This window comes from Corynebacterium sp., assembly GCF_030532965.1.
Taxonomy (GTDB): Bacteria; Actinomycetota; Actinomycetes; order Mycobacteriales; family Mycobacteriaceae; genus Corynebacterium.
In genome coordinates this window covers 1-19,593 of record NZ_JAUNKC010000004.1, presented here as the reverse complement: position 1 = coordinate 19,593, position 19,593 = coordinate 1, and the positions used below count along the sequence as shown (strand labels likewise).

General features: G+C 54.5%; 16 protein-coding genes. 12 read left to right on the top strand and 4 right to left on the bottom strand.

The window, feature by feature from the left end:
* Positions 1-114: 114 nt before the first annotated feature.
* Positions 115-672, bottom strand: coding sequence for a MarR family transcriptional regulator (locus Q4D85_RS03130; RefSeq protein WP_303198158.1), 558 nt, complete (start codon positions 670-672; stop codon positions 115-117).
* Positions 673-686: 14 nt separating this feature from the next.
* On the bottom strand, positions 687-1,382 hold the full coding sequence (locus Q4D85_RS03125; protein WP_303198157.1) for a TVP38/TMEM64 family protein: 696 nt from the start codon (positions 1,380-1,382) through the stop codon (positions 687-689).
* A 212-nt stretch (positions 1,383-1,594) separates the two neighbouring features.
* Between Q4D85_RS03125 and Q4D85_RS03120 the strand changes: the two genes are divergently transcribed.
* From Q4D85_RS03120 to Q4D85_RS03100, 5 genes are all read left to right on the top strand, one after another.
* The gene (locus tag Q4D85_RS03120) at positions 1,595-3,403 is read left to right on the top strand and encodes a methylmalonyl-CoA mutase family protein (protein ID WP_303198155.1); all 1,809 of its coding nucleotides are present in this window, start codon (positions 1,595-1,597) and stop codon (positions 3,401-3,403) included.
* A gap of 6 nt (positions 3,404-3,409) precedes the next feature.
* Positions 3,410-5,620, top strand: a complete 2,211-nt coding sequence (gene scpA / locus Q4D85_RS03115) for a methylmalonyl-CoA mutase (protein ID WP_303198153.1) — start codon at positions 3,410-3,412, stop codon at positions 5,618-5,620.
* A gap of 105 nt (positions 5,621-5,725) precedes the next feature.
* On the top strand, positions 5,726-6,820 hold the full coding sequence (meaB, locus tag Q4D85_RS03110; RefSeq protein WP_303198151.1) for a methylmalonyl Co-A mutase-associated GTPase MeaB: 1,095 nt from the start codon (positions 5,726-5,728) through the stop codon (positions 6,818-6,820).
* Positions 6,821-6,942: 122 nt separating this feature from the next.
* On the top strand, positions 6,943-7,770 hold the full coding sequence (locus tag Q4D85_RS03105) for a heme A synthase (RefSeq protein WP_303198149.1): 828 nt from the start codon (positions 6,943-6,945) through the stop codon (positions 7,768-7,770).
* Positions 7,771-8,184, top strand: coding sequence for a cupin domain-containing protein (locus tag Q4D85_RS03100; protein WP_303198147.1), 414 nt, complete (start codon positions 7,771-7,773; stop codon positions 8,182-8,184).
* Positions 8,185-8,209: 25 nt separating this feature from the next.
* Here the strand turns inward: Q4D85_RS03100 and Q4D85_RS03095 are convergent, their stop codons facing one another.
* The gene (locus Q4D85_RS03095; RefSeq protein ID WP_303198145.1) at positions 8,210-9,703 is read right to left on the bottom strand and encodes an SDR family NAD(P)-dependent oxidoreductase; all 1,494 of its coding nucleotides are present in this window, start codon (positions 9,701-9,703) and stop codon (positions 8,210-8,212) included.
* Positions 9,704-9,941: 238 nt separating this feature from the next.
* Here Q4D85_RS03095 and Q4D85_RS03090 point away from each other — a divergent pair, with 238 nt between their 5' ends.
* Positions 9,942-11,438, top strand: coding sequence for a peptide MFS transporter (locus Q4D85_RS03090; protein WP_303198144.1), 1,497 nt, complete (start codon positions 9,942-9,944; stop codon positions 11,436-11,438).
* Positions 11,439-11,453: 15 nt separating this feature from the next.
* Positions 11,454-12,809 (top strand): dipeptidase, encoded by a 1,356-nt coding sequence (locus Q4D85_RS03085; protein ID WP_303198142.1) that lies wholly within the window; start codon positions 11,454-11,456, stop codon positions 12,807-12,809.
* On the opposite strand, the gene hutG is transcribed toward Q4D85_RS03085, so the two are convergent.
* A complete protein-coding gene (gene hutG, locus Q4D85_RS03080) occupies positions 12,797-13,738 on the bottom strand; it encodes a formimidoylglutamase (protein ID WP_303198141.1) in 942 nt (313 codons plus the stop codon). The two genes, Q4D85_RS03085 and hutG, sit on opposite strands and share 13 nt — an antisense overlap.
* Before the next feature lie 47 nt (positions 13,739-13,785).
* On the opposite strand from hutG, the gene Q4D85_RS03075 reads away from it, so the two are divergent.
* The 5 genes from Q4D85_RS03075 (at position 13,786) to hutI (ending at position 19,228) form a co-directional block, all read left to right on the top strand.
* Positions 13,786-14,502 (top strand): IclR family transcriptional regulator, encoded by a 717-nt coding sequence (locus Q4D85_RS03075; protein ID WP_303198140.1) that lies wholly within the window; start codon positions 13,786-13,788, stop codon positions 14,500-14,502.
* A 94-nt stretch (positions 14,503-14,596) separates the two neighbouring features.
* Positions 14,597-16,147, top strand: coding sequence for a histidine ammonia-lyase (gene hutH, locus Q4D85_RS03070; protein WP_303198139.1), 1,551 nt, complete (start codon positions 14,597-14,599; stop codon positions 16,145-16,147).
* Positions 16,148-16,248: 101 nt separating this feature from the next.
* The gene (locus Q4D85_RS03065) at positions 16,249-16,377 is read left to right on the top strand and encodes a hypothetical protein (RefSeq protein ID WP_303198137.1); all 129 of its coding nucleotides are present in this window, start codon (positions 16,249-16,251) and stop codon (positions 16,375-16,377) included.
* Positions 16,361-18,040 carry a urocanate hydratase gene (gene hutU, locus Q4D85_RS03060; RefSeq protein WP_303198136.1) on the top strand — a complete coding sequence of 560 codons (1,680 nt, stop codon included), beginning with the start codon at positions 16,361-16,363 and terminating at the stop codon, positions 18,038-18,040. The genes Q4D85_RS03065 and hutU overlap by 17 nt, the downstream gene beginning before the upstream one ends.
* A gap of 3 nt (positions 18,041-18,043) precedes the next feature.
* Entirely contained in the window at positions 18,044-19,228 is a 1,185-nt protein-coding gene (hutI, locus tag Q4D85_RS03055) for an imidazolonepropionase (protein ID WP_303198135.1), read from the top strand.
* The last annotated feature ends 365 nt before the right edge of the window (positions 19,229-19,593 follow it).

Sequence of the window (19,593 nt, the reverse complement as noted above, 5' to 3'; positions counted from 1 at the left end):
GCGTAAAAGAAGACCGAAAGCGTGAATTTCGCTTCGGTCTTCTTTTATGCCTTATTCAATCTTCTGGGCTGAGAAAATAAAGGTCTACTTCGATCGACCAGGGCACACAGTACGCTAAGCAAAGGTATTTGCTTGGTCTAACACCCGCAAGGCTAGTCGCCAGCCAGACAACTCTGCTTGCCAGCCTGCAGCCTGAAGACGCTGACTCATCGCCTGTTTAGAAATTCCTAGTTTTTCCGCGGCTTCTATCTGATTCAAGCCAGTTCGCATGAGGTTTGTGGCTTCTCGACCTTCGGCTGTTCGCTTGGCCAAAATAAACCCTAAGACGCCGAAAACATCACTGATGTCTTGACCTGAAGCCTTGTTGCGATAGACACCAGCTTTGACTGATCCTGCACGGGCGCGATCATTCAGATTTTTCGCTGCTAAATCGATAGCTATCTCTGCGGTTGCCGCGACACCAATCGCGACGGCCCAATCACCATGCGACACTAGCGCCAGCGTAGCGTCGCAGCAGGCTTCTGCCGTTTCGATGACAGACGCGATGTCTTCAACACCTAAGACATCGAAGGTTTCGATTCCAGGGAGAGTGGAAAGCGCAGCGGCGGATTCCCGAACCAAATCGGCACGCCTGCGTGCGTTTCCGCGGTAGCGAGCTTGTATCGCGAACATGAGAACCTCCAGTCTTAAGCCTTGACTGGAAGTTTATTGTCCACGATCAAGCCGAATATTCCAAGACACGCTAAAAACACTGTGATAGCAATAGTTTTACCGTTTATTTCAGTGGTGAGGGCATCACCCAATACGACGGTGGCTATTGTTCCTGGGGCTGAACCCAGAAAAGTTGCGATAGTAAATCCCATTAGTGAGATCGACGTGAGCCCAGCCACGTAGTTAAGAATCGAGAACGGAACTCCAGCAATCATTCTCAGGCTGGTTACCGCAAGCCAACCTCGTTGTTGCAGCCTGTGATCTATTTTTCGCACTGTAGGGTGAGTTAATCTGGGTCTAATCCAATCGCCTAGTAAATGGCGAACGATGGTCAACGATAACGCGGCTGACAAGGTCGTGGCACATAGCGCAATCAAGATGCCCGTTACAGGTCCGAAAAAGACTCCTGCGCTAATCGTAAAGATCGTCCGTGGAACCGGAAACTGCGTGATGAAGACGTATAGTGCGAAAAATACCACGGTGAACCACGGCCCTGTTTGTCGGGATACCTCACTTAACATGTGCAGACTGGGGGAATCAATAATAAACGTGATAATTATCATGCCGATTATCCCAGCCACACCGGCAGTTTTCTTGGGTAACGACCACCTGCATACATGACGGTATGCATCCTTGAGCAGGTTGAGCACGAAATTACTGATTTGAGCCACGTCAACAGCCTAGTCAACTAGCAGGTGTAACCAAATTGAAACTGTTGTTTCAACTGTTCGTAACTGTAGTGAAATAGGTCTAGACTAGTTACTGGTTGTGAGGTGGTTATCAACAAATCACCTCATACTTCCGTTAATTATCAACAGTGTATTCCCTTTTCTGGCTATAAAAGCAGGTAGGGGCGTATAAATGAGGGGAGTGGGTCCCACTCGTGACTGACACACGAAATTCCTTAATTGAAGGTTTTGATGAGCGTCAGCAGGCTTGGTATAAGTCAGTTGCTGGCGTGTTTGCGCGTATTCAGAAAAAAGATGTGGCTGATGTGCCGCTTGATGTATGGCGCAAATTGATTAAAACCACATATGAAGGCATCGATATCAATCCGCTGTACACCCGTGCCGATGAATTGGGCGAAGACGCAATCCCTGGTGTTTTCCCATTCCGCCGTGGTGCGGCAGGTGTTGGAGCAGAACACCAAGGCTGGGGTGTAACCGAGTCTTTTGGCGCTGATGCAACTAATGAAAACATTCTGTTTGCTCTGGAAAACGGCACAACCAACCTTGTGCTTGAGGGCGATGTCAACATTGCAGGTTTGCTGAAAAATGTATATTTGTCACTGTGCCCAATTCGGCTTAATGCCGGCGAGCACACAGCAGCTGCGGCCAAAGCGCTCTATGAGGTCGTCGATTCTCAAGATGGTGAACCACAGTTAGTTGAACTCGGTGCTTCGCCATTAACCTCCGCTATCGATGGTTCCGCTTCGGTTGATCTACCGACTGCTATTGAGCTTGCTACCGAAGCCGCACAGCGGGCTAATACCCGGGCAATCATGGTTGATGCGGTTTCATTCTCGAACCAAGGTGCAACTGATGCTGAAGAAATCGGCTTGGCTCTCGCTGCCGGTGTCGAGTACTTACGTAAGCTTGTCGACGCAGGCCTGAGCATCGAAGCGGCCTTGGATCAATTGTCGTTCCGGTTTGCTATGACCGATGATCAATTTGCCCAACTTTCTAAGCTTCGTGCAGCCCGTCAACTTTGGGCGCGCGTCGCCGAGATTGTTGGCGCACCCGAACACGGAAGCTGCCCACAGCACGCCATCACCGCACCAGTGATGTTCTCACAACGTGATCCGTGGGTAAACATGTTGCGCTGCACCGTTGCCGCATTTGCAGGTGGTGTCGGCGGCGCCAGCGATGTTGAAGTATTGACATTCGACTGGGCAATTCCAGGCGGTTTGCTGAATACCTCGCGTACATTCGCTACTCGCATGGCGCGAAACATCAATCTACTGCTTCTTGAAGAATCCCACCTGGGACACGTCGTAGACCCAGGTGGTGGCTCCTACTTTATCGAAGCCTTCACCACTGAACTGGCAGAAAAGGCCTGGAAGGTATTTACCGATGTAGAGGCAGCAGGCGGACTCATTGCAGCGGCTGAATCCGGAATGGTGAAGAAGCTTCTCGATGCTTCTCACGAGGCGATTCGAAACGACATTGCGCATCGGGTGAAGCAAGTAACTGCAATTAACGAATTCCCGAATCTCCTGGAGGCACCACTTCCTGCGGATCTGCGGGTAGAACCGACGTGTGTACGTCGCTGGGCTGCGGAGTTTGAGTCGTTGCGTAACCGCTCCGACGCGTACATGGAAGTTAAAGGCGTCCGACCAGCTGTCGCACTAATCCCGCTGGGGCCACTGGCTAAGCACAATATCCGCACTGGTTTTGCTACAAACCTTCTAGCTTCAGGCGGTATTGAAGCGCTTAACCCGGGCCAAGTCGTACCAGGTACTGCGGAATTTGAAGCCGCTGCCACCGCAGCGAAAATCGTTGTTCTATGCGGAACAGATCAGGAATACGCCGAGTCCGGCGCGGCTGCCGTAACCGCTTTGCGTGATCTTGGCGTCGAAACAATCTTGTTGGCTGGTGCCGCCGGTCACGATTTTGAACCAGACGGATACCTAAACCTCAAGATTGACGCAGCCGCAACTCTTGACGGTCTGCTTGAGAAGTTGGGAGCATAAGCCACAATGAGCACTATCCCTAATTTTGCTGAGTATTCCGCTCAATCTGAACTGGCAACGGAGGCAGATGCTTCCAAGTTGCGCGCTCAGGTGTGGAATACCCCTGAAGGCATCGACGTGCCTCGCGTTTTTGATCGTTCGGATCGAAACGAAGCAGTCGAAGCCGACCAGCTTGATTCTTTCCCCGGTATGCCACCGTTTATGCGTGGTCCATACCCGACTATGTACACCAACCAGCCATGGACCATTCGTCAATACGCTGGTTTTTCCACCGCAGCAGAATCTAACGCATTCTACCGTCGTAACCTGGCAGCTGGTCAGAAGGGTCTTTCGGTTGCATTCGACCTCGCGACCCACCGCGGATATGACTCGGACAATGAGCGCGTATTAGGCGATGTCGGCATGGCGGGTGTGGCCATCGACTCGATTCTTGACATGCGTCAGCTGTTTGAAGGCATTGACCTCGGAAACGTTTCCGTGTCGATGACCATGAACGGTGCAGTGCTTCCCGTTTTGGCGCTCTACATCGTAGCCGCGGAAGAACAAGGCGTTACGCCTGATCGCCTTGCCGGAACTATTCAGAATGACATTCTGAAAGAGTTCATGGTTCGCAACACCTACATCTATCCGCCTAAGCCTTCAATGCGGATCATCTCCAATATCTTCGAGTACACCTCGTTGATGATGCCGCGGTTCAACTCGATTTCCATTTCCGGTTACCACATTCAGGAAGCTGGTGCTACGGCTGACCTGGAATTGGCTTATACCTTGGCCGATGGTGTTGAGTATATTCGCGCAGGTAAAGAAGTGGGCCTTGACGTCGATAAGTTCGCGCCTCGGTTGTCATTCTTCTGGGGTATTTCCATGTACACTTTCATGGAAATCGCCAAGATGCGTGCTGGCCGGTTGCTGTGGAGTGAACTCGTCGCAAAGTTCAATCCAAAGAGCCCGAAGTCTCAGTCGCTACGTACCCACTCGCAGACCTCTGGCTGGTCTTTGACCGCCCAGGACGTTTTCAATAACGTACCTCGTACCTGTATTGAGGCTATGGCTGCGACTCAGGGGCACACGCAATCCCTGCACACAAATGCGCTTGACGAAGCATTGGCGCTGCCAACTGACTTCTCTGCTCGCATCGCCCGTAACACTCAGCTGCTGTTGCAGCAAGAGTCCGGTACGGTTCGCCCAGTGGATCCATGGGCTGGTTCGTACTATATCGAGTGGTTGACTCAGCAATTGGCTGATCGGGCTCGCGCCCACATTGAAGAGGTTGAGGCCGCAGGTGGCATGGCACAAGCAACCATTGAGGGCATTCCGAAGCTTCGTATTGAAGAGTCCGCTGCGCGCACTCAGGCACGTATCGATTCCGGTCGTCAGGCTTTGATCGGTGTAAATAAGTACATCGTTGAAGAAGACGAACAGATTGAAGTCCTGAAGGTCGATAATACGAAGGTGCGCGCAGAGCAGTTAGCCAAGTTAGAACAGCTGCGTGCGGAACGCGACGAAGAAGCCTGCCAGGCCGCACTGGAGGCGTTGACCGCAGCGGCTGCGAAGGAAACCAAAGAGCCAGGTAACTTGGACGAAAACCTGTTGAAGCTCGCGGTTGACTGTGCCCGCGCAAAGGCAACTGTTGGCGAAATCTCCTACGCGCTTGAAAAGGTATTCGGCCGACACGAGGCAGAAATCCGCACCCTTTCCGGCGTTTATAAGGACGAGGTAGGAAAGGAAGGCCGCGTGGGCAACGTCGAAAAGGCAATCGCAATGGCCGACGCATTCGAAGCAGAAGAAGGCCGCCGTCCACGTATCTACATTGCGAAAATGGGGCAGGATGGTCACGATCGTGGCCAGAAAGTCGTCGCATCCGCTTATGCCGACCTGGGCATGGACGTCGACGTCGGACCGCTGTTCCAGACTCCTGCCGAAGCAGCTCGTGCAGCTGTGGACGCTGACGTCCACGTAGTGGGCGTGTCTTCCTTGGCAGCTGGCCACCTAACGTTGGTTCCCGCGCTGAAGGAAGAACTGGCCAAACTTGGTCGAGAAGACATCATGATCGTTGTAGGTGGTGTTATCCCGCCTGGCGATTTCCAGGAACTTTACGACGACGGCGCCGTTGCGATTTATCCACCTGGCACCGTAATCGCAGATTCCGCCATCGACATGTTGACGAAGTTGTCAGCTCAGTTGGGATTCGATCTCAACGTTGATGTTGATGCTTAACGGTTCTAAGTAGGGTCATAAAACCTGCACCGAACACCGGCCACAGGCTTTACTTGCCCGCACTGTGGCCGGTGTTTCATTATTTTCTTGCGATAGAGGAGCGTCATGGTCAACGACAATGAATACCTTGAGCACCACCTAGGATCATTGCTTACGACGGCGGGTACCGATCTTGGTGAACAAACCGCTGTCGCCCCTGAGGTAGTCAAACGCGCCCGACGTCGAATTGACGTCGACGAGTTGTTTACCGGAGTCAGGCAATGCAATCGAACGTTAATGTCACGTGCCATTACGCTCTTGGAATCCACGGCACCAGCCCACCGCGTTTTGGCGCAGGAATTGCTTGTTAAGCTACTTCCGTTTTCCGGAAATGCACTGCGGGTAGGAATTACCGGCGTTCCAGGTGTTGGCAAGTCGACGTTCATTGAGGCCCTGGGGATGAAGCTCATCGCGGATGGGCACAAGCTAGCGGTTTTAGCCATCGATCCGTCATCGACCAAAACTCGGGGCTCTATCTTGGGTGACAAGACCCGGATGGCGAAACTTGCACGGGAGGACAATGCGTTTATTCGCCCTTCGCCGTCTGCTGGAACGCTTGGCGGCGTAGCAAAGGCAACCAGAGAATCGATGGTTGTTTTTGAAGCTGCCGGTTTCGACGTCATTTTGGTTGAAACCGTGGGCGTTGGCCAGTCCGAAGTCGCAGTTTCGCAAATGGTCGACTGTTTTACCTTCTTGGCACTAGCAGGTGCCGGTGACCAACTCCAGGGAATTAAAAAAGGCGTGTTAGAGATGGCTGATCTTGTTGCCATCAATAAAGCCGACGGACCAAACCTTAAGAACGCCAAGCGTGCTGCCAGGGAACTGGCTGCCGCTATGCGCATGGTTCGCCCGGAAGATTCCTTATGGCATCCACCAACCATCACAATGTCTGCGGTGGAACACGAAGGTATTGAGGAATTCTGGACGCATGTGACAGACCATCACACGGCGATGCTGGAGTCAGGAAAGTTTGAGCATAACCGCCGTGAACAGCAGGTTCAGTGGATGTGGTCCATGGTGCACGAAACGTTATTGCAACGATTGAATACCGATCCGGATGTGATCGAAACGCGGAAATTGGTGGAAGCGCAGTTACGAGAAGCGCAAATTACTCCAACGCTTGCGGCAGAACGGATTTTGTCCGCGTTCGACAAGAAATAACACCTGATGTGGCCAGTTGTTTTAGACAACTGGCCACGAAAACCTCGCTACATTAACACCACATTTATCGACTTTTCCTGCCATTTTAAAATTAAATGATTGTCTCAATAAGGAACTTCCAAGTGGAAACTGTGTCTCGTATTGCCACATTTGTTGTATTCGGCGCTGTGGTATTAGGTTCTATTGTGTGCGTCACTGATTCCTCCGCAGCTTGCCCTAATTGGCCTGGTTGCTACACGGATCAGTTTGCTCCCGAGTTCCAATTGCACCCAATGATCGAATTCGTGCACCGGGTGTTTTCCATGGCCACCGCTCCGGTGGTACTTCTCACCGCAATTCTCGTGCGACGCCATTCCCATCCACTTGTCCGCTGGTTGCCGTGGGTCTCCCTAGTAGGAGCATTAGGTGCCGGTGTTTTCGGGATGCTTACTATCAAGCGAGGGTTATCCGCAGCAGAAGGGATGATTGATCTTTGGTGTGCACTGATGGCATTGACGGCGATTTCGATAACAGCCATGGTTCTACGTTCTACCGGCACTGCGGCTGAAACAACTGTTATGGATCGAAAGGACCGATCAGTGTGGTACGCCAGCACTATTATCGGGCTTTTTGTATTGCACGGCACGGGCGTACTTGTAGCGGGTCCTGGCTCATTCACGCGGTGTTTGGGGTGGCCGCTTGGTTACAATTCGACAGCTGATGAGAGCTTCGGTGTTCAAATTTTCCGAATCATTGTGGCAGTCGCCTTGTTTGCAGTAATTTTTTTCGTGCTCGATTCACGTCCATTGAAAATAGCGTTAATAGTTGAGTGTGTGTTGGGTGCTATCCTCCTTGCCGGTGGATTGAATGATGTCGTTGGTTCGCTGTTCAGCGCGGTCGCCGCAGGCATAGTTTTGGTAACGGCGCTAGAATGGGGGCGTTCGTTAGCGGTTAAAGAAAGGTGTTGTTAAATGAGCGATTTTGGTCCTAACCCATATGTTCTTGATATCGAAAATAAGACGGTTGAAAACTCCAATTTTCGGGAAACCGTTTGGACTGGCAAGTACCTACAGATGACTGTCATGGACATTCCCGTCGGTGGTGAAATTGGTGCGGAAATTCATGACGATCACGATCAGTTTTTACGCATTGAAGAGGGCAAAGCCCATGTGATGATCGGTGATTCCGAGCAGAATTTGGATATTGACCAGGTAGTTTCGAGCGATTGGGCAGTCTTCATTCCCGCTGGTAAATGGCATAATGTCCTGAACGTTGGCGATGAGTCCATCAAGCTCTATTCTATTTATGCGGCTCCGGATCATCTACCAGGCACCATTCATGCCACGAAGGAAGACGCGGATAACGATCCGAACGAACAGCACTAGTCCCGTGGTAGGGCGAAAACTCGTATCACCAAGGATGTGGTTTGAAGTCTTTCAGGAAACAACCATATAGATCAAGGCCGTTTTCGCCCTGAACGATGGGGTCGTAGACTCGTGCGGCCCCATCTACTAGGTCTAATGGCGCATGGAAGCCGGTTTCGGCAAGCCGTTGTTTCATCGTGTGTGGGCGCTCATCGGTAATCCATCCGGTATCAACTGCGGTGATGAGGATTCCGTGCTCGAATAGTTCTGTTGCAGCCGTTCGGGTGAGCATATTAAGTGCCGCTTTAGCCATATTGGTATGCGGATGCCCAGGCCCCTTATATCCACGGTGAAAGACTCCTTCCATTGCAGATACGTTAACGATGTATTTGCGTCGTGCGGGTGATTTTTCCAATGCGGGTCGTAACCGGTCGATAAGGATGAACGGGGCAATTGAGTTGCAGAGCTGAACCTCCAGAAGTTCCCGGGGGTCTATTTCGCCGATTTTGGCTATCCACGAATTATGCGAGACTTCGTCGGGGATAAGGCCACCCGCATCAATGGCGGTGCCTTCTTGCACTCGCGCCAGCGCGGCGGACCCAACGGTCATTGCCAAGGCAGCTAAACGGGCAGCGTGAATGTGGCTTGCTGCCCGTTCTGGGTCAGCAGGGGAGGGTTGCGCTTCCAATTCCGGATTTTCGGTAGAGGGGAGCAACGGCAGCGGGTTGCCCGGAATAGATCGCGCAAATTCAGTCACTTCGACGTCTTTTTCAATCCCGGTCAGTGGAGCGCGCTCAGCATCCAATAATCCGGAATATGCGCTTGGTAGCCTACGGACCGTCTGCGCCGCATTGTTGATAAGAATATCGAGTGGGGATTGTCCAACCGAATCCGCTAGCGCGATAACTTGGGTGGGATCACGCAAGTCGATGCCCACCACATGGAGCCGGTGAATCCAGTCTGGAGAGTCTGCCACTGCGCAAAAACGTCGAATAGCATCTTTGGGAAACCGCGTAGTTATGGTGAGATCGGCGCCGTCACGCAGCAACTTCAACGCAATATACATCCCAATTTTTGCGCGTCCGCCGGTAAGTAAGGCTCGTCGCCCTGTTAAGTCGACTTGAGCTTCGCGGTGCGTGCGGTTATCCGCGGCACAAGACGGGCACAATTGGTGATGGAACGAGTCAACGAGGTGATATTGCTTTTTGCAGATATAACACCGAGCCGGTCGATGCAGTTTCCCCGCCCAGCCATGCGGCGTCGCTATGGCTAGTTTGTCTGAGGCAGGTTTGGGTAATAGACCAGCCGTTTCGTCGTCGATTCGAGAGGGGTTTGCTGTCGCGGTCGCAGCAAGGATGGCGGAATCCTCGGCTTGGCGGGCTGCCTGAGCTGCTTTTCGACGATTCCGTTTAACCGTTTTGAATAGCTTGGAAACCGCGTGCCGTAATGCCACACTTCGGGGATCATCTGGCTCTAATTCACCGGCTGATTCTATGACTTTCAACGCGATGGTAAGTTCTTCTTCAGTAAAGCCTGACACGATTCGTCCCTCGGATTATTGGTGGGCAAAAACAAACACAATTAGCATAGCGGGTTTAACGATAACCACATCGGCGCCGTCGCAAAGCTAGCTTTAGCCGGTATTCTGTGGCGTATCAGTGCAGTTCATATAGATGTTCTCAGACGAAACCTGCGATACACCTCGAAACCCTAAAAAATACACAGAATTAGGCAAAAGTCATTGCCATAGTGGCACAGCACACATAATAATGCAGGTTATGAATCAAGACACACACGAAATCGAATACGAAGACGCGCCGCAGCTTCCCACCAAACGGACATTCTTTGGACATCCTTGGGGGTTGGCGAACCTTTTCGGCGTGGAGATGTGGGAGCGGTTTAGCTTCTACGGCATGCAAGGCATTGTACTGTTCTACATGTACTATGCCGTCACCGATGGTGGTTTGGGGATTGATAAGACAGTGGCAGCCTCCATTGTCGGCGCATACGGCGGCTCTGTGTACGTAGCCTGCATTATCACTGCATTCATAAGCGATAAAATCCTCGGCCCGGAGCGTACGCTTTTTTATGCGGCGATCATCGTGATGGTAGGTCACATTGCATTGGCGTTTATCCCCGGTGTTGCGGGCCTCGCCGTGGGTTTCATACTTATTGCTATCGGCTCGGGCGGGGTTAAAACCTGTTCCCAAGTGTTGCTTGGCATGTTGTACAGCAGGCGGGATCCTCGTCGGGATGGCGGTTTCAGCATTTACTACATGGGCATCAATATTGGTGCTATCGGCGGCCCGTTGATCACCACGTATCTATGGCACGCCTGGGGTTTTCATGCGGGCTTCGGTATTGCCGCCGTGGGAATGTTCTTCGGGTTAGCGCAATATGTTTACACCCGGAAAACCTCCTTCGGAACAATTGGTTCGGAGGTGCCCAACCCTCTGCCAGCCAACCAACGTATTGCGGTGGCGGTGGGGTTCCTCGCAGTGGTGGCGCTGTTTGTCGTGCTCGTGGCTACTGGAATCATCAAAGTCGATTGGCTATCAAATATCGTTACCGGCGTTGCCTTTGTCGCTGCTGTTGTACTGTGGTGCCAAATGTACTTCTCGTCCCTGGTGTCGGCAAAAGAAAAATCACGGCTGCTGGGCTTCATCCCCTTGTTTATTTCCGGGGTGTTGTTTTTCGCGATCTTCGACCAGCAGTACACCGTGTTGGCTATTTACTCCGATTTTCGCCTAGACCGGATGGTATTTGGCGTTGAAGTCCCACCTTCTTTGATCCAGGCCATTAACCCAATTTTTATCGTCCTGTTGGCAGGTGTCTTTAGCGCAATGTGGTCGAAGCTAGGGGAGCGGCAATGGTCAACTCCGGTAAAATTCGGCGTCGCTAACATCATCATTGGAATCTCGTTGTTCTTCTTTATTCCCTTCGCCGGTGGTGCGGCTAACTCCACTCCGCTGGTGGCAATCGTGTGGATCTTGTTCATGTTCACCATCGCTGAACTGTTGCTCTCCCCGGTGGGCAACTCCGTAACAACAAAGGTTTCTCCGGTGGCGTTCCCCACTCGAATGATGGCGGTCTGGCAGATGGCGGTTGCGATGGGAGTGGCGCTAGCCGGGTCCCTAGCCAACTACTACAACCCTGAAGATGCCGGGGTGGAACGGTCCTTCTTCCTTAACCTTGGGATCGTTTCCATTGTTCTTGGTGTGGCATTGCTGGCAGTATCACGCTGGGTTGTGCGGAAATTTGTTGATGTCCGATAAGGAGGAACCTCAAAAATGCTTGATTCGAAGCAATCACATATTGTTTCCGAGACGATCCGCAATGATCGGGATCGTATCTTTCAGCAACTGAAGGAATTAGTGGGTTTTCATTCTGTCTTTGGCCAGCCCGAATTGGCAAACCAAATGGATATGGCAGCAGAATGGGTTATCGATTCCCTTAGAGAGGCGGGATTAGAAGTAACTCCCATTGTCACCGAGGATGGCTCCACAGTTGTCATCGGCACGAAGGAAGGCACACCGGGTGCCCCAACTGTATTGCTGTACTCCCACTACGATGTTGTACCTGTCGGGGATCCTGCGGCCTGGACCTCGCCACCCTTGACTCTGACGGAAAGAAACGGACGTTGGTACGGCAGGGGTACTGCGGACTGCAAGGGCAACCTGATTATGCATCTTGCGGCGCTACGAGCGGTCGCCGCCGCAGGCGGGACGGAAGTCGGGTTTATAGTGGTCGTGGAAGGTTCGGAGGAATCCGGCGGCGCGGGACTTTCCGCACTCATTCGCACGCGCCCAGAGCTTTTCGACGCCGATATGATCCTAATCGCCGATGCCGGAAACGCACAGGTGGGCCAACCCTCGCTCACCCTATCGTTGCGGGGTAATGCCCGACTGAAGGTAACCGTGTCCACCCTGGCCGCCCCAGTACATTCCGGCATGTACGGTGGCGCAGCTCCGGACGCAGTACTTGCGCTGATGACCGTGCTAAGTTCCTTGCAGGATGGAACCGGTCGGCTGCAAGTTGAAGGACTCCCTAATGCTCATTGGCCCGGCGCGCCTTACCCATCGGAGCAATTCGCTACAGATGCCCAGTTACTTCCCGGTGCGCAGATCACTACCGATCCAGCGTTGATCGCCGACGCTGTGTGGGCGAATTGTTCCTTTGCGGTAACAGGTGTCAGTGCTACCCCGGTGGAAAATGCTTTTAACGTGATCAACCCTACGGCTAAGGCTGTTTTGGATTTGCGGGTTCCAGCGGCTTTGGATCCGAATCGGGTGGCTACCCTGGTGGCGGAGCATATCAAAGCTCATACTCCGTGGGGTGCCACTGTTGAGGTTGAGATTGATGATGTGAATCGGGGTTTTGATACGGATCCGACTAAACCGGGTATGGTTTTGCTCACCGATTGTCTCTCTGCGGCGTATGGGGTGGACACGACTCATATTGGTATGGGTGCGACGATTCCCTTGTGTGTGGAGTTACAGGATGCCCATCCCCAAGCGGAGATTGCGATTTTCGGCATTGAGGAACCGTTGTGCACTATCCATTCGGTCGATGAGTCTGTGGACCCCACTGAGATTGAAAACATTGCTATTGCGGAGGCTTTGTTCTTGTTAAGTTATGGGGCGTAGTTGGTAGCGCGGTGGTGGGCGGTCACGATGTCGTTGATGAGCCTGGCGGCGACGCGGGCGGTGCGCCCATCAACGTCGTAGGTGGGGTTGAGTTCCACCACATCCACGAGGCGTAACTTGCCGGTTTTGGCGAGCGCCACGCAGATGGTGTGGATGATGGGCAGCTCCACACCTAGTCCAGCGGGGGCGGATACTCCTGGGGCCACCGCTGCAGGTAGAACATCGAGGTCGATGCTGAGGTGTATGTGTTCATGGTTTTCGGTGAGCGAGGTCGCTAGTTCCGCGGCGTCACTGGGGGTCATGCGGAGGAGTTCAGTGTCGGTGTGGAATCCCACGCCAAGGGTGCGAGCGGTATCGAAAAGGACTTTAGTGTTATTAGGTGTTGAGATTCCGAGCACGTGGTAGGCGAATTGTTCGCCTGCTTCATTCGCTAGCTGCCGGAACGGGGTGCCAGATGTGGCTTCTGGTGCTTCCCTGAGGTCGAAGTGGGCGTCGAGGTTAATGATTTTAGGTGGTGTTGGCAAAGCCCGAATGGCGCCTCGCCCGCTACCAAAGGCGGTTTCGTGCCCGCCACCGAGTACTACGACGAGTTGGTCCTTGTTGATCAGGTTGTGGACTATGTCGCTGAGGCGGTCGTGGGCTGACTCAAGGTCTGTGCCGTCGACGGTGATGGTACCTGCATCGGTAAGCGGTAGGGTTTCGTGGATAGCGAGGGAACTAAGGGCGGTGCGGAGAGCCGCGGTTGCTTGCGCGGCCCCCGGGCGCCCCTGGTTGCGGCGGACTCCTTCATCGGATGCGAATCCAACTAGGGTGATACCAGGTCTATAGAGGTCACTTGCGATGGCCGAATGCCAGCGGGCGTGGTCGGGTCCGGGGCCATCGACGCGTCCGGACCAGTTTTCGGAGGGGTTCGTGAGATTTAGCGCCATGGTTTTAGGGTAGTGGGAAAAATTGGTTCTGTCTGGAGGTGGGTCTGATGAGCGCAGTGCGCCAGACTTTAGCGATTTTGCGTTTGCTGTCGACGATAGATGTGCCGGTGTCGGCTGCGCGGATCAGCCAGGAGTTGTCGATACCGCGTTCTACTACATATCGGTTGTTGGGGGAGATGGTGGATCTGGGCTTTGTGGTGCACTTAGTGGATGAGAAGAAGTACGGGTTAGGTCTTGCTGCCTATGAGATGGCCAGTGCCTACACTACTCAACAGCCACTGGTCCGTCTTAGCCGTTCCCCTTTGCTTAAGGCTGCCAGCATGGTGGGAGGTAGCGGGCATTTATCCCGGTTATCGGGGCAGGAGATTGTGTACTTGGCTGAGGTGCGGGCGCCCGGAGCGCCTTCGCTGACCACTCAGGTGGGGGTGCGTTTGGTCGCGGTGGGTACTGCTTCGGGGCGAATAATGTTGGCTCACCTACCTAAAGAGGAGAGGGTTGCGGCGCTGAGTCCAGCCCCAGAGACTGCGGAATTATTGGAAGGGGCGCAGGCCGTAGGGTACGCCACTGAGTACGAGGAGGTTACTTGCGGTCAGGAAAGTGTGGCTGTGGCGATTACGGATCATTTAGGCAGGCCAGCGGCCGCTTTGGCGGTGACGTATCCGGTGGGAACCGCAAGTCCTGATACATTCGCTGCGCTGGTGGCTCATCTAAAGGATTCGGCGGCATCGATGAGTGCAAAGTTATATGGGCGGCAAACTAGGTGACAGGGAACACATTCTCAGCTAGCATGTGACCAGTGCGTTTGGCTGTCGCGCATGCCCCTGAAATCCTAAATCATGTTGAAGGAGCAATTTTGCCATGTCTACCGACCTAAGCCAGATCACCGTTGGCATCGGGCCCTTAAGTATCGAAGAAGTAGTGGCCGTGGCCCGGTATGGGGCCACCGTGGATATTGCACTGGATGCGTTAGCTGCAGTAGATAACACCCGCCGACGTATCGAAGATCTTGCCAACAATCCCGTGCCCGTGTACGGGGTATCCACCGGTTTTGGAGCCCTAGCCCGCCGCTACGTCCCTGAGGAGTTGCGCCGTCAGCTGCAGCGTTCTCTGGTGCGCTCCCATGCGGCGGGTTCCGGCCCTGAGGTAGAAACCGAGGTCATCCGGGCGCTGATGTTACTGCGCCTTTCCACCTTGTGTACAGGTCGCACCGGGGTACGGCCTGTCGTGGTTGAAACCTACGCACAGTTGTTAAATGCGCACATTACCCCGGTGGTACGTGAGTACGGTTCCTTGGGCTGTTCAGGGGATCTGGCGCCTTTGGCTCACTGCGCCCTAGCTTTAATGGGGGAGGGTATAGTGCGCTGCGCTGATGGGCAGCTTTATGATGCTGCGGATGCCTTAGCGGCATCTGGCATCGATCCATTAGTCCTCCAAGAAAAGGAGGGCTTGGCATTAATCAATGGCACCGATGGCATGCTGGGTATGCTTTGCCTGGCAATTTGGGATCTGCGAGATTTGGGCAAGGTAGCGGACATCGCCACCGCAATGACTGTGGAAGGGCTCCTAGGCACCCTCACTGTGTTTGATGAGGATCTGCAAAAATTGCGCCCTCATCCAGGCCTGGCGGATTCAGCTCGAAATATCCGCACTGTGGCAGCAGACTCCTCGATCCTGGAGAACGCACAAACAGAGTTTAAACAAAACCAGGTTCAGGATGCTTACTCGGTGCGCTGTGCTCCGCAGGTAGCTGGCGGATTCCGGGACACCCTTGACTATTGCACACAGGTAGCGGATCGGGAACTTGCCGCTGCGGTGGACAATCCGGTCGTGGCACTCGATGGACGAGTGACATCCAACGGAAATTTCCATGGCGCACCCGTGGCGTATGCGCTGGACTTCCTGGCGATCGTTGTTGCGGATCTTGCCTCCATATCTGAGCGGCGCACGGACCGGTTCCTGGATACTGCCCGTAACCGAGGGTTAAATGCATTTCTTGCAGATGATCCGGGTGTGGATTCGGGGCACATGATCGCCCAATACACCCAGGCGGGGATAGTGAGTGAACTCAAGCGACTGGCGACGCCAGCCTCTGTAGATTCGATTCCGTCCTCAGCGATGCAGGAAGATCACGTCTCCATGGGGTGGTCGGCGGCACGAAAGCTGCGTAGAGCTGTAGACGGGCTGGCGCGGGTGCTAGCGATTGAGATCCTTACCTCCGCTCGCGCCATCAATATGCGTGAAGGAACACCTGCTGTGGGTACTGGCGCAGCCCTGGCTGTCGTGCGTTCTCGCATTGCCCCGCCGGGTGTGGATCGGTATCTTTCTCCGGAGATTGAAGATGCCGTAGAACTCGTTGTCAGCGGTGCCATCACCGAGGCTGTAGAGGCAGCCGTCGGAAAGTTGCACTAGGGCAAACCCTGCAGTCTCATATTTGGGACAACTGGGAAGTATTTTTCCTTCCCACCCGGGTTTTTGGGTGTTAGATTGTGGTGAAACCCAACACTTTGTCAGTGGCTACCTCCTGTGGCGCGGGGAAGGGGGACAGCTCCGGGGCATCAGCATCCGGCCCACGCACCTCCGCGCCACCGTGGGGTCATGTTCAAGAAGGAGACGTGATTGCCTATGTCTACACCCCGTGAGGTTCGTGCTCCCCGTGGTACCCAATTAACCGCGAAGTCTTGGCAGACGGAGGCCCCACTTCGGATGCTGATGAACAACCTCGACCCAGAGGTTGCTGAACGACCCGAGGACCTGGTGGTCTACGGGGGCACCGGACGAGCGGCGCGTAGCTGGGAATGCTTCGACGCCATCGTGGAAGAACTGACCAACCTCGGCAGCGACGAAACACTGTTGGTGCAGTCCGGAAAACCAGTTGGTGTCTTCCGTACCAACGAGTGGGCCCCCCGCGTGCTCATCGCCAACTCCAACTTGGTGGGCGATTGGGCTAACTGGGAACACTTCCGCAAGCTGGAGGACGAAGGTCTAATGATGTACGGCCAAATGACCGCCGGGTCGTGGATCTACATCGCAACCCAAGGCATCCTCCAAGGCACCTTTGAAACCTTCGCTGCGGTGGCCCGCCAGCGCTTTGGCGGGACTCTGGCTGGAACCTTAACTTTGACTGGCGGATGTGGTGGTATGGGCGGTGCCCAACCACTATCCGTTACGCTTAACGGGGGAGTGTGTCTGATTGTGGATGTGGACGAAAGTCGCCTCCGGCGCCGCCAATCCAAACGCTATCTCGATGAGGTCACAACAGATGTAGATGAAGCCATCGCCTTGGTGATGGCTGCGAAAGAGGAGCATCGACCTTTGTCCGTGGGGCTGGTGGGTAACGCCGCTGCTATTTTCCCGGAGATGCTGCGCCGCCACCGCGAGGGGAAACTCGTCGTGGACATTGTGACTGACCAGACGTCAGCCCACGACCCACTTAGCTACCTGCCACTCGAACACACCGTGGCTGAGTGGCATCAAGCCGCCAAAGAGGACGCAATCACCTTCACTAAGAAAGCCCGGGAATCCATGGCTGTACAAGTGCAGGCCATGGTGGAATTCCAAGATGAAGGAGCAGTGGTCTTTGACTATGGAAACTCCATCCGCGACGAGGCCCGCCAAGCTGGATACTCCCGCGCCTTCGAATTCCCCGGCTTCGTGCCTGCCTACATCCGGCCACTATTCTGTGAAGGATTAGGCCCCTTCCGTTGGGTAGCCCTGTCTGGAGATCCAGAAGACATCCGCGTGACGGATCAGGCAATCAAGGAATTATTCCCCGACAACGAGCACCTGCACCGCTGGCTGGACGCGGCCGAAGAGTTCGTCGAGTTCGAAGGGCTGCCCGCTCGCATCTGCTGGCTGGGCTACGGTGAGCGCCACCTAGCGGGTCTGAAATTCAATGAACTTGTCCGTGACGGAAAAGTGAAGGCCCCCATCGTGATTGGGCGCGATCACCTCGATTCTGGTTCAGTGGCATCCCCGTATCGGGAGACCGAATCCATGCTTGACGGCAGCGATGCGGTCGCAGACTGGCCGCTTCTCAACGCCATGACTGCTGTCTCCGGCGGAGCAACCTGGGTGTCCATTCACCACGGCGGTGGAGTGGGGATGGGCCGTTCCATCCACACCGGCCAAGTGACAGTAGCCGATGGCACCGATCTGGCGGAGGCGAAGCTACGTACAGTGCTGACCAATGACCCCGGCATGGGTGTCATCCGCCACGTTGATGCTGGATATGACCGCGCGAACGAGGTCGCCATCGAGCGTGGCGTGCGCGTACCTCTGCCCTTCAACTCCCGGGAGAATTAATACATGTCCACCTTGGTCACCGGCATCAGTGAGCTGCGAACCGTCACCGAACGTGGCACTGTCAAGGACGCAGCCCTCGTCATGGAAAACGGAATCATCACCTGGATAGGGGCGGCCGACGCTGCTCCCGCCGCCGACACCGCGCTGGATGTAGGTGGCCGAGCCGTGTTACCCGGCTGGGTGGATTCCCACACCCACATGATGTTCGATGGCGACCGTGCCGCCGAATTTGAGGCACGCATAGCTGGCGAAAGCTATGCCGCCAGCGGGATCGCCGTGACCATGAAAGCTACCCGCACTGCCGGTGAAGACCGCCTGACCGCACTGCTTAAGGATCGCATCGCCGAAGCCCACGCCGGTGGTACGACCACCATCGAAACTAAGACTGGTTATGGGCTCGACGTCCCTTCTGAGGTAATGGCCGCCCGCATCGCAGCCCAATATGTGGACGAGGTGACCTTCCTCGGCGCCCACCTTGTCCCACCAGGGCAAGACGCGGAAGCCTACCTGGATGAGGTAACTGGACCAATGCTTGAGGCAGTGGCATCCTCTGTGGGGTGGATCGATGTGTTCTGCGAGCGGGGAGCTTTCACTGAGGAACAATCGCGTCGCGTGTTAGCCGCCGGGCGGCAGAAAGGTCTTGGACTGAGGGTTCATGGCAACCAGCTCGGCCCCGGCCCGGGGGTGCGCCTTGCTGTGGAAATGAACGCTGCCTCCGTCGATCACGTCAACTACGTCAGCGATGAAGACATTGCTGCCCTAGCGGCATCCGATACTGTGGCCACGGTTCTTCCCGCCTGTGATCTTTCCACTCGGGAGCCTTTGGCCCCAGTCCGCCGACTGCTTGATGCCGGAGTTTCAGTGGCGATCGCAAGTAACCTCAACCCCGGAACTAGCTACACCTCTTCAATGAACTTCTGTGTGGCCACGGCGGTGCTCCAGCAGCACCTGAGCTTGGAGGAGGCCATCGCCGCCGCAACCTTAGGCGGGGCTAAAGCTTTACGACGACACCCCGTTCAAGGTGGGTTGGACGCCAAAGGCCGACCCGCCAAAGGTGTCATTGCTGTTGGGGCGGCGGCGGATCTGCATGTACTCAGTAGCCACACTGCAATTAATCTGGCCTACCGGCCCGGTATGCCGCACACGTGGTGCACTATCCGCGCAGGGGAGATTGTGTACCAGGGATAAACGAGGCTCAACCAATTCCACCAGTCACAAGGGATTGATCCCTAATGACCCCAATTGGGAAGTATTTCCCCTATAGTGCGAGTCTTTTGTGCTGTGTGCACAGTCCTAGTGATTTGTGTTGGACGCTGAAGTTCCCTCATGAGATGGCTAGAAGGAAACCAGGAGTTGGAACTGGCAATAAAACGGCTGTCGTTTTTGCACGGGATACGTAAAAGATGGCTTTTTGGTGCTCAAGCCACCTGCATCATAGAAGATTGTCCGTAGCCTTCCAGGATGAAATACAGCCTCGGTGACGTTGGTTGTTGCGAATATTGAGGTTTTCTCACCGGGGAAATGTGTGTGAATTTTTGACCTGTGGTTTTGGG

Bases quoted from the DNA above. Each gene is read 5' to 3' on its own strand.
- Q4D85_RS03130 (WP_303198158.1), bottom strand. From the start codon at position 672: ATGTTCGCGATACAAGCTCGCTACCGCGGAAACGCACGCAGGCGTGCC.
- scpA (WP_303198153.1), top strand. From the start codon at position 3,410: ATGAGCACTATCCCTAATTTTGCTGAGTATTCCGCTCAATCTGAACTG.
- meaB (WP_303198151.1), top strand. From the start codon at position 5,726: ATGGTCAACGACAATGAATACCTTGAGCACCACCTAGGATCATTGCTT.
- Q4D85_RS03100 (WP_303198147.1), top strand. From the start codon at position 7,771: ATGAGCGATTTTGGTCCTAACCCATATGTTCTTGATATCGAAAATAAG.
- Q4D85_RS03090 (WP_303198144.1), top strand. From the start codon at position 9,942: ATGAATCAAGACACACACGAAATCGAATACGAAGACGCGCCGCAGCTT.
- Q4D85_RS03085 (WP_303198142.1), top strand. From the start codon at position 11,454: ATGCTTGATTCGAAGCAATCACATATTGTTTCCGAGACGATCCGCAAT.
- hutG (WP_303198141.1), bottom strand. From the start codon at position 13,738: ATGGCGCTAAATCTCACGAACCCCTCCGAAAACTGGTCCGGACGCGTC.
- Q4D85_RS03075 (WP_303198140.1), top strand. From the start codon at position 13,786: ATGAGCGCAGTGCGCCAGACTTTAGCGATTTTGCGTTTGCTGTCGACG.
- hutH (WP_303198139.1), top strand. From the start codon at position 14,597: ATGTCTACCGACCTAAGCCAGATCACCGTTGGCATCGGGCCCTTAAGT.
- hutU (WP_303198136.1), top strand. From the start codon at position 16,361: ATGTCTACACCCCGTGAGGTTCGTGCTCCCCGTGGTACCCAATTAACC.
- hutI (WP_303198135.1), top strand. From the start codon at position 18,044: ATGTCCACCTTGGTCACCGGCATCAGTGAGCTGCGAACCGTCACCGAA.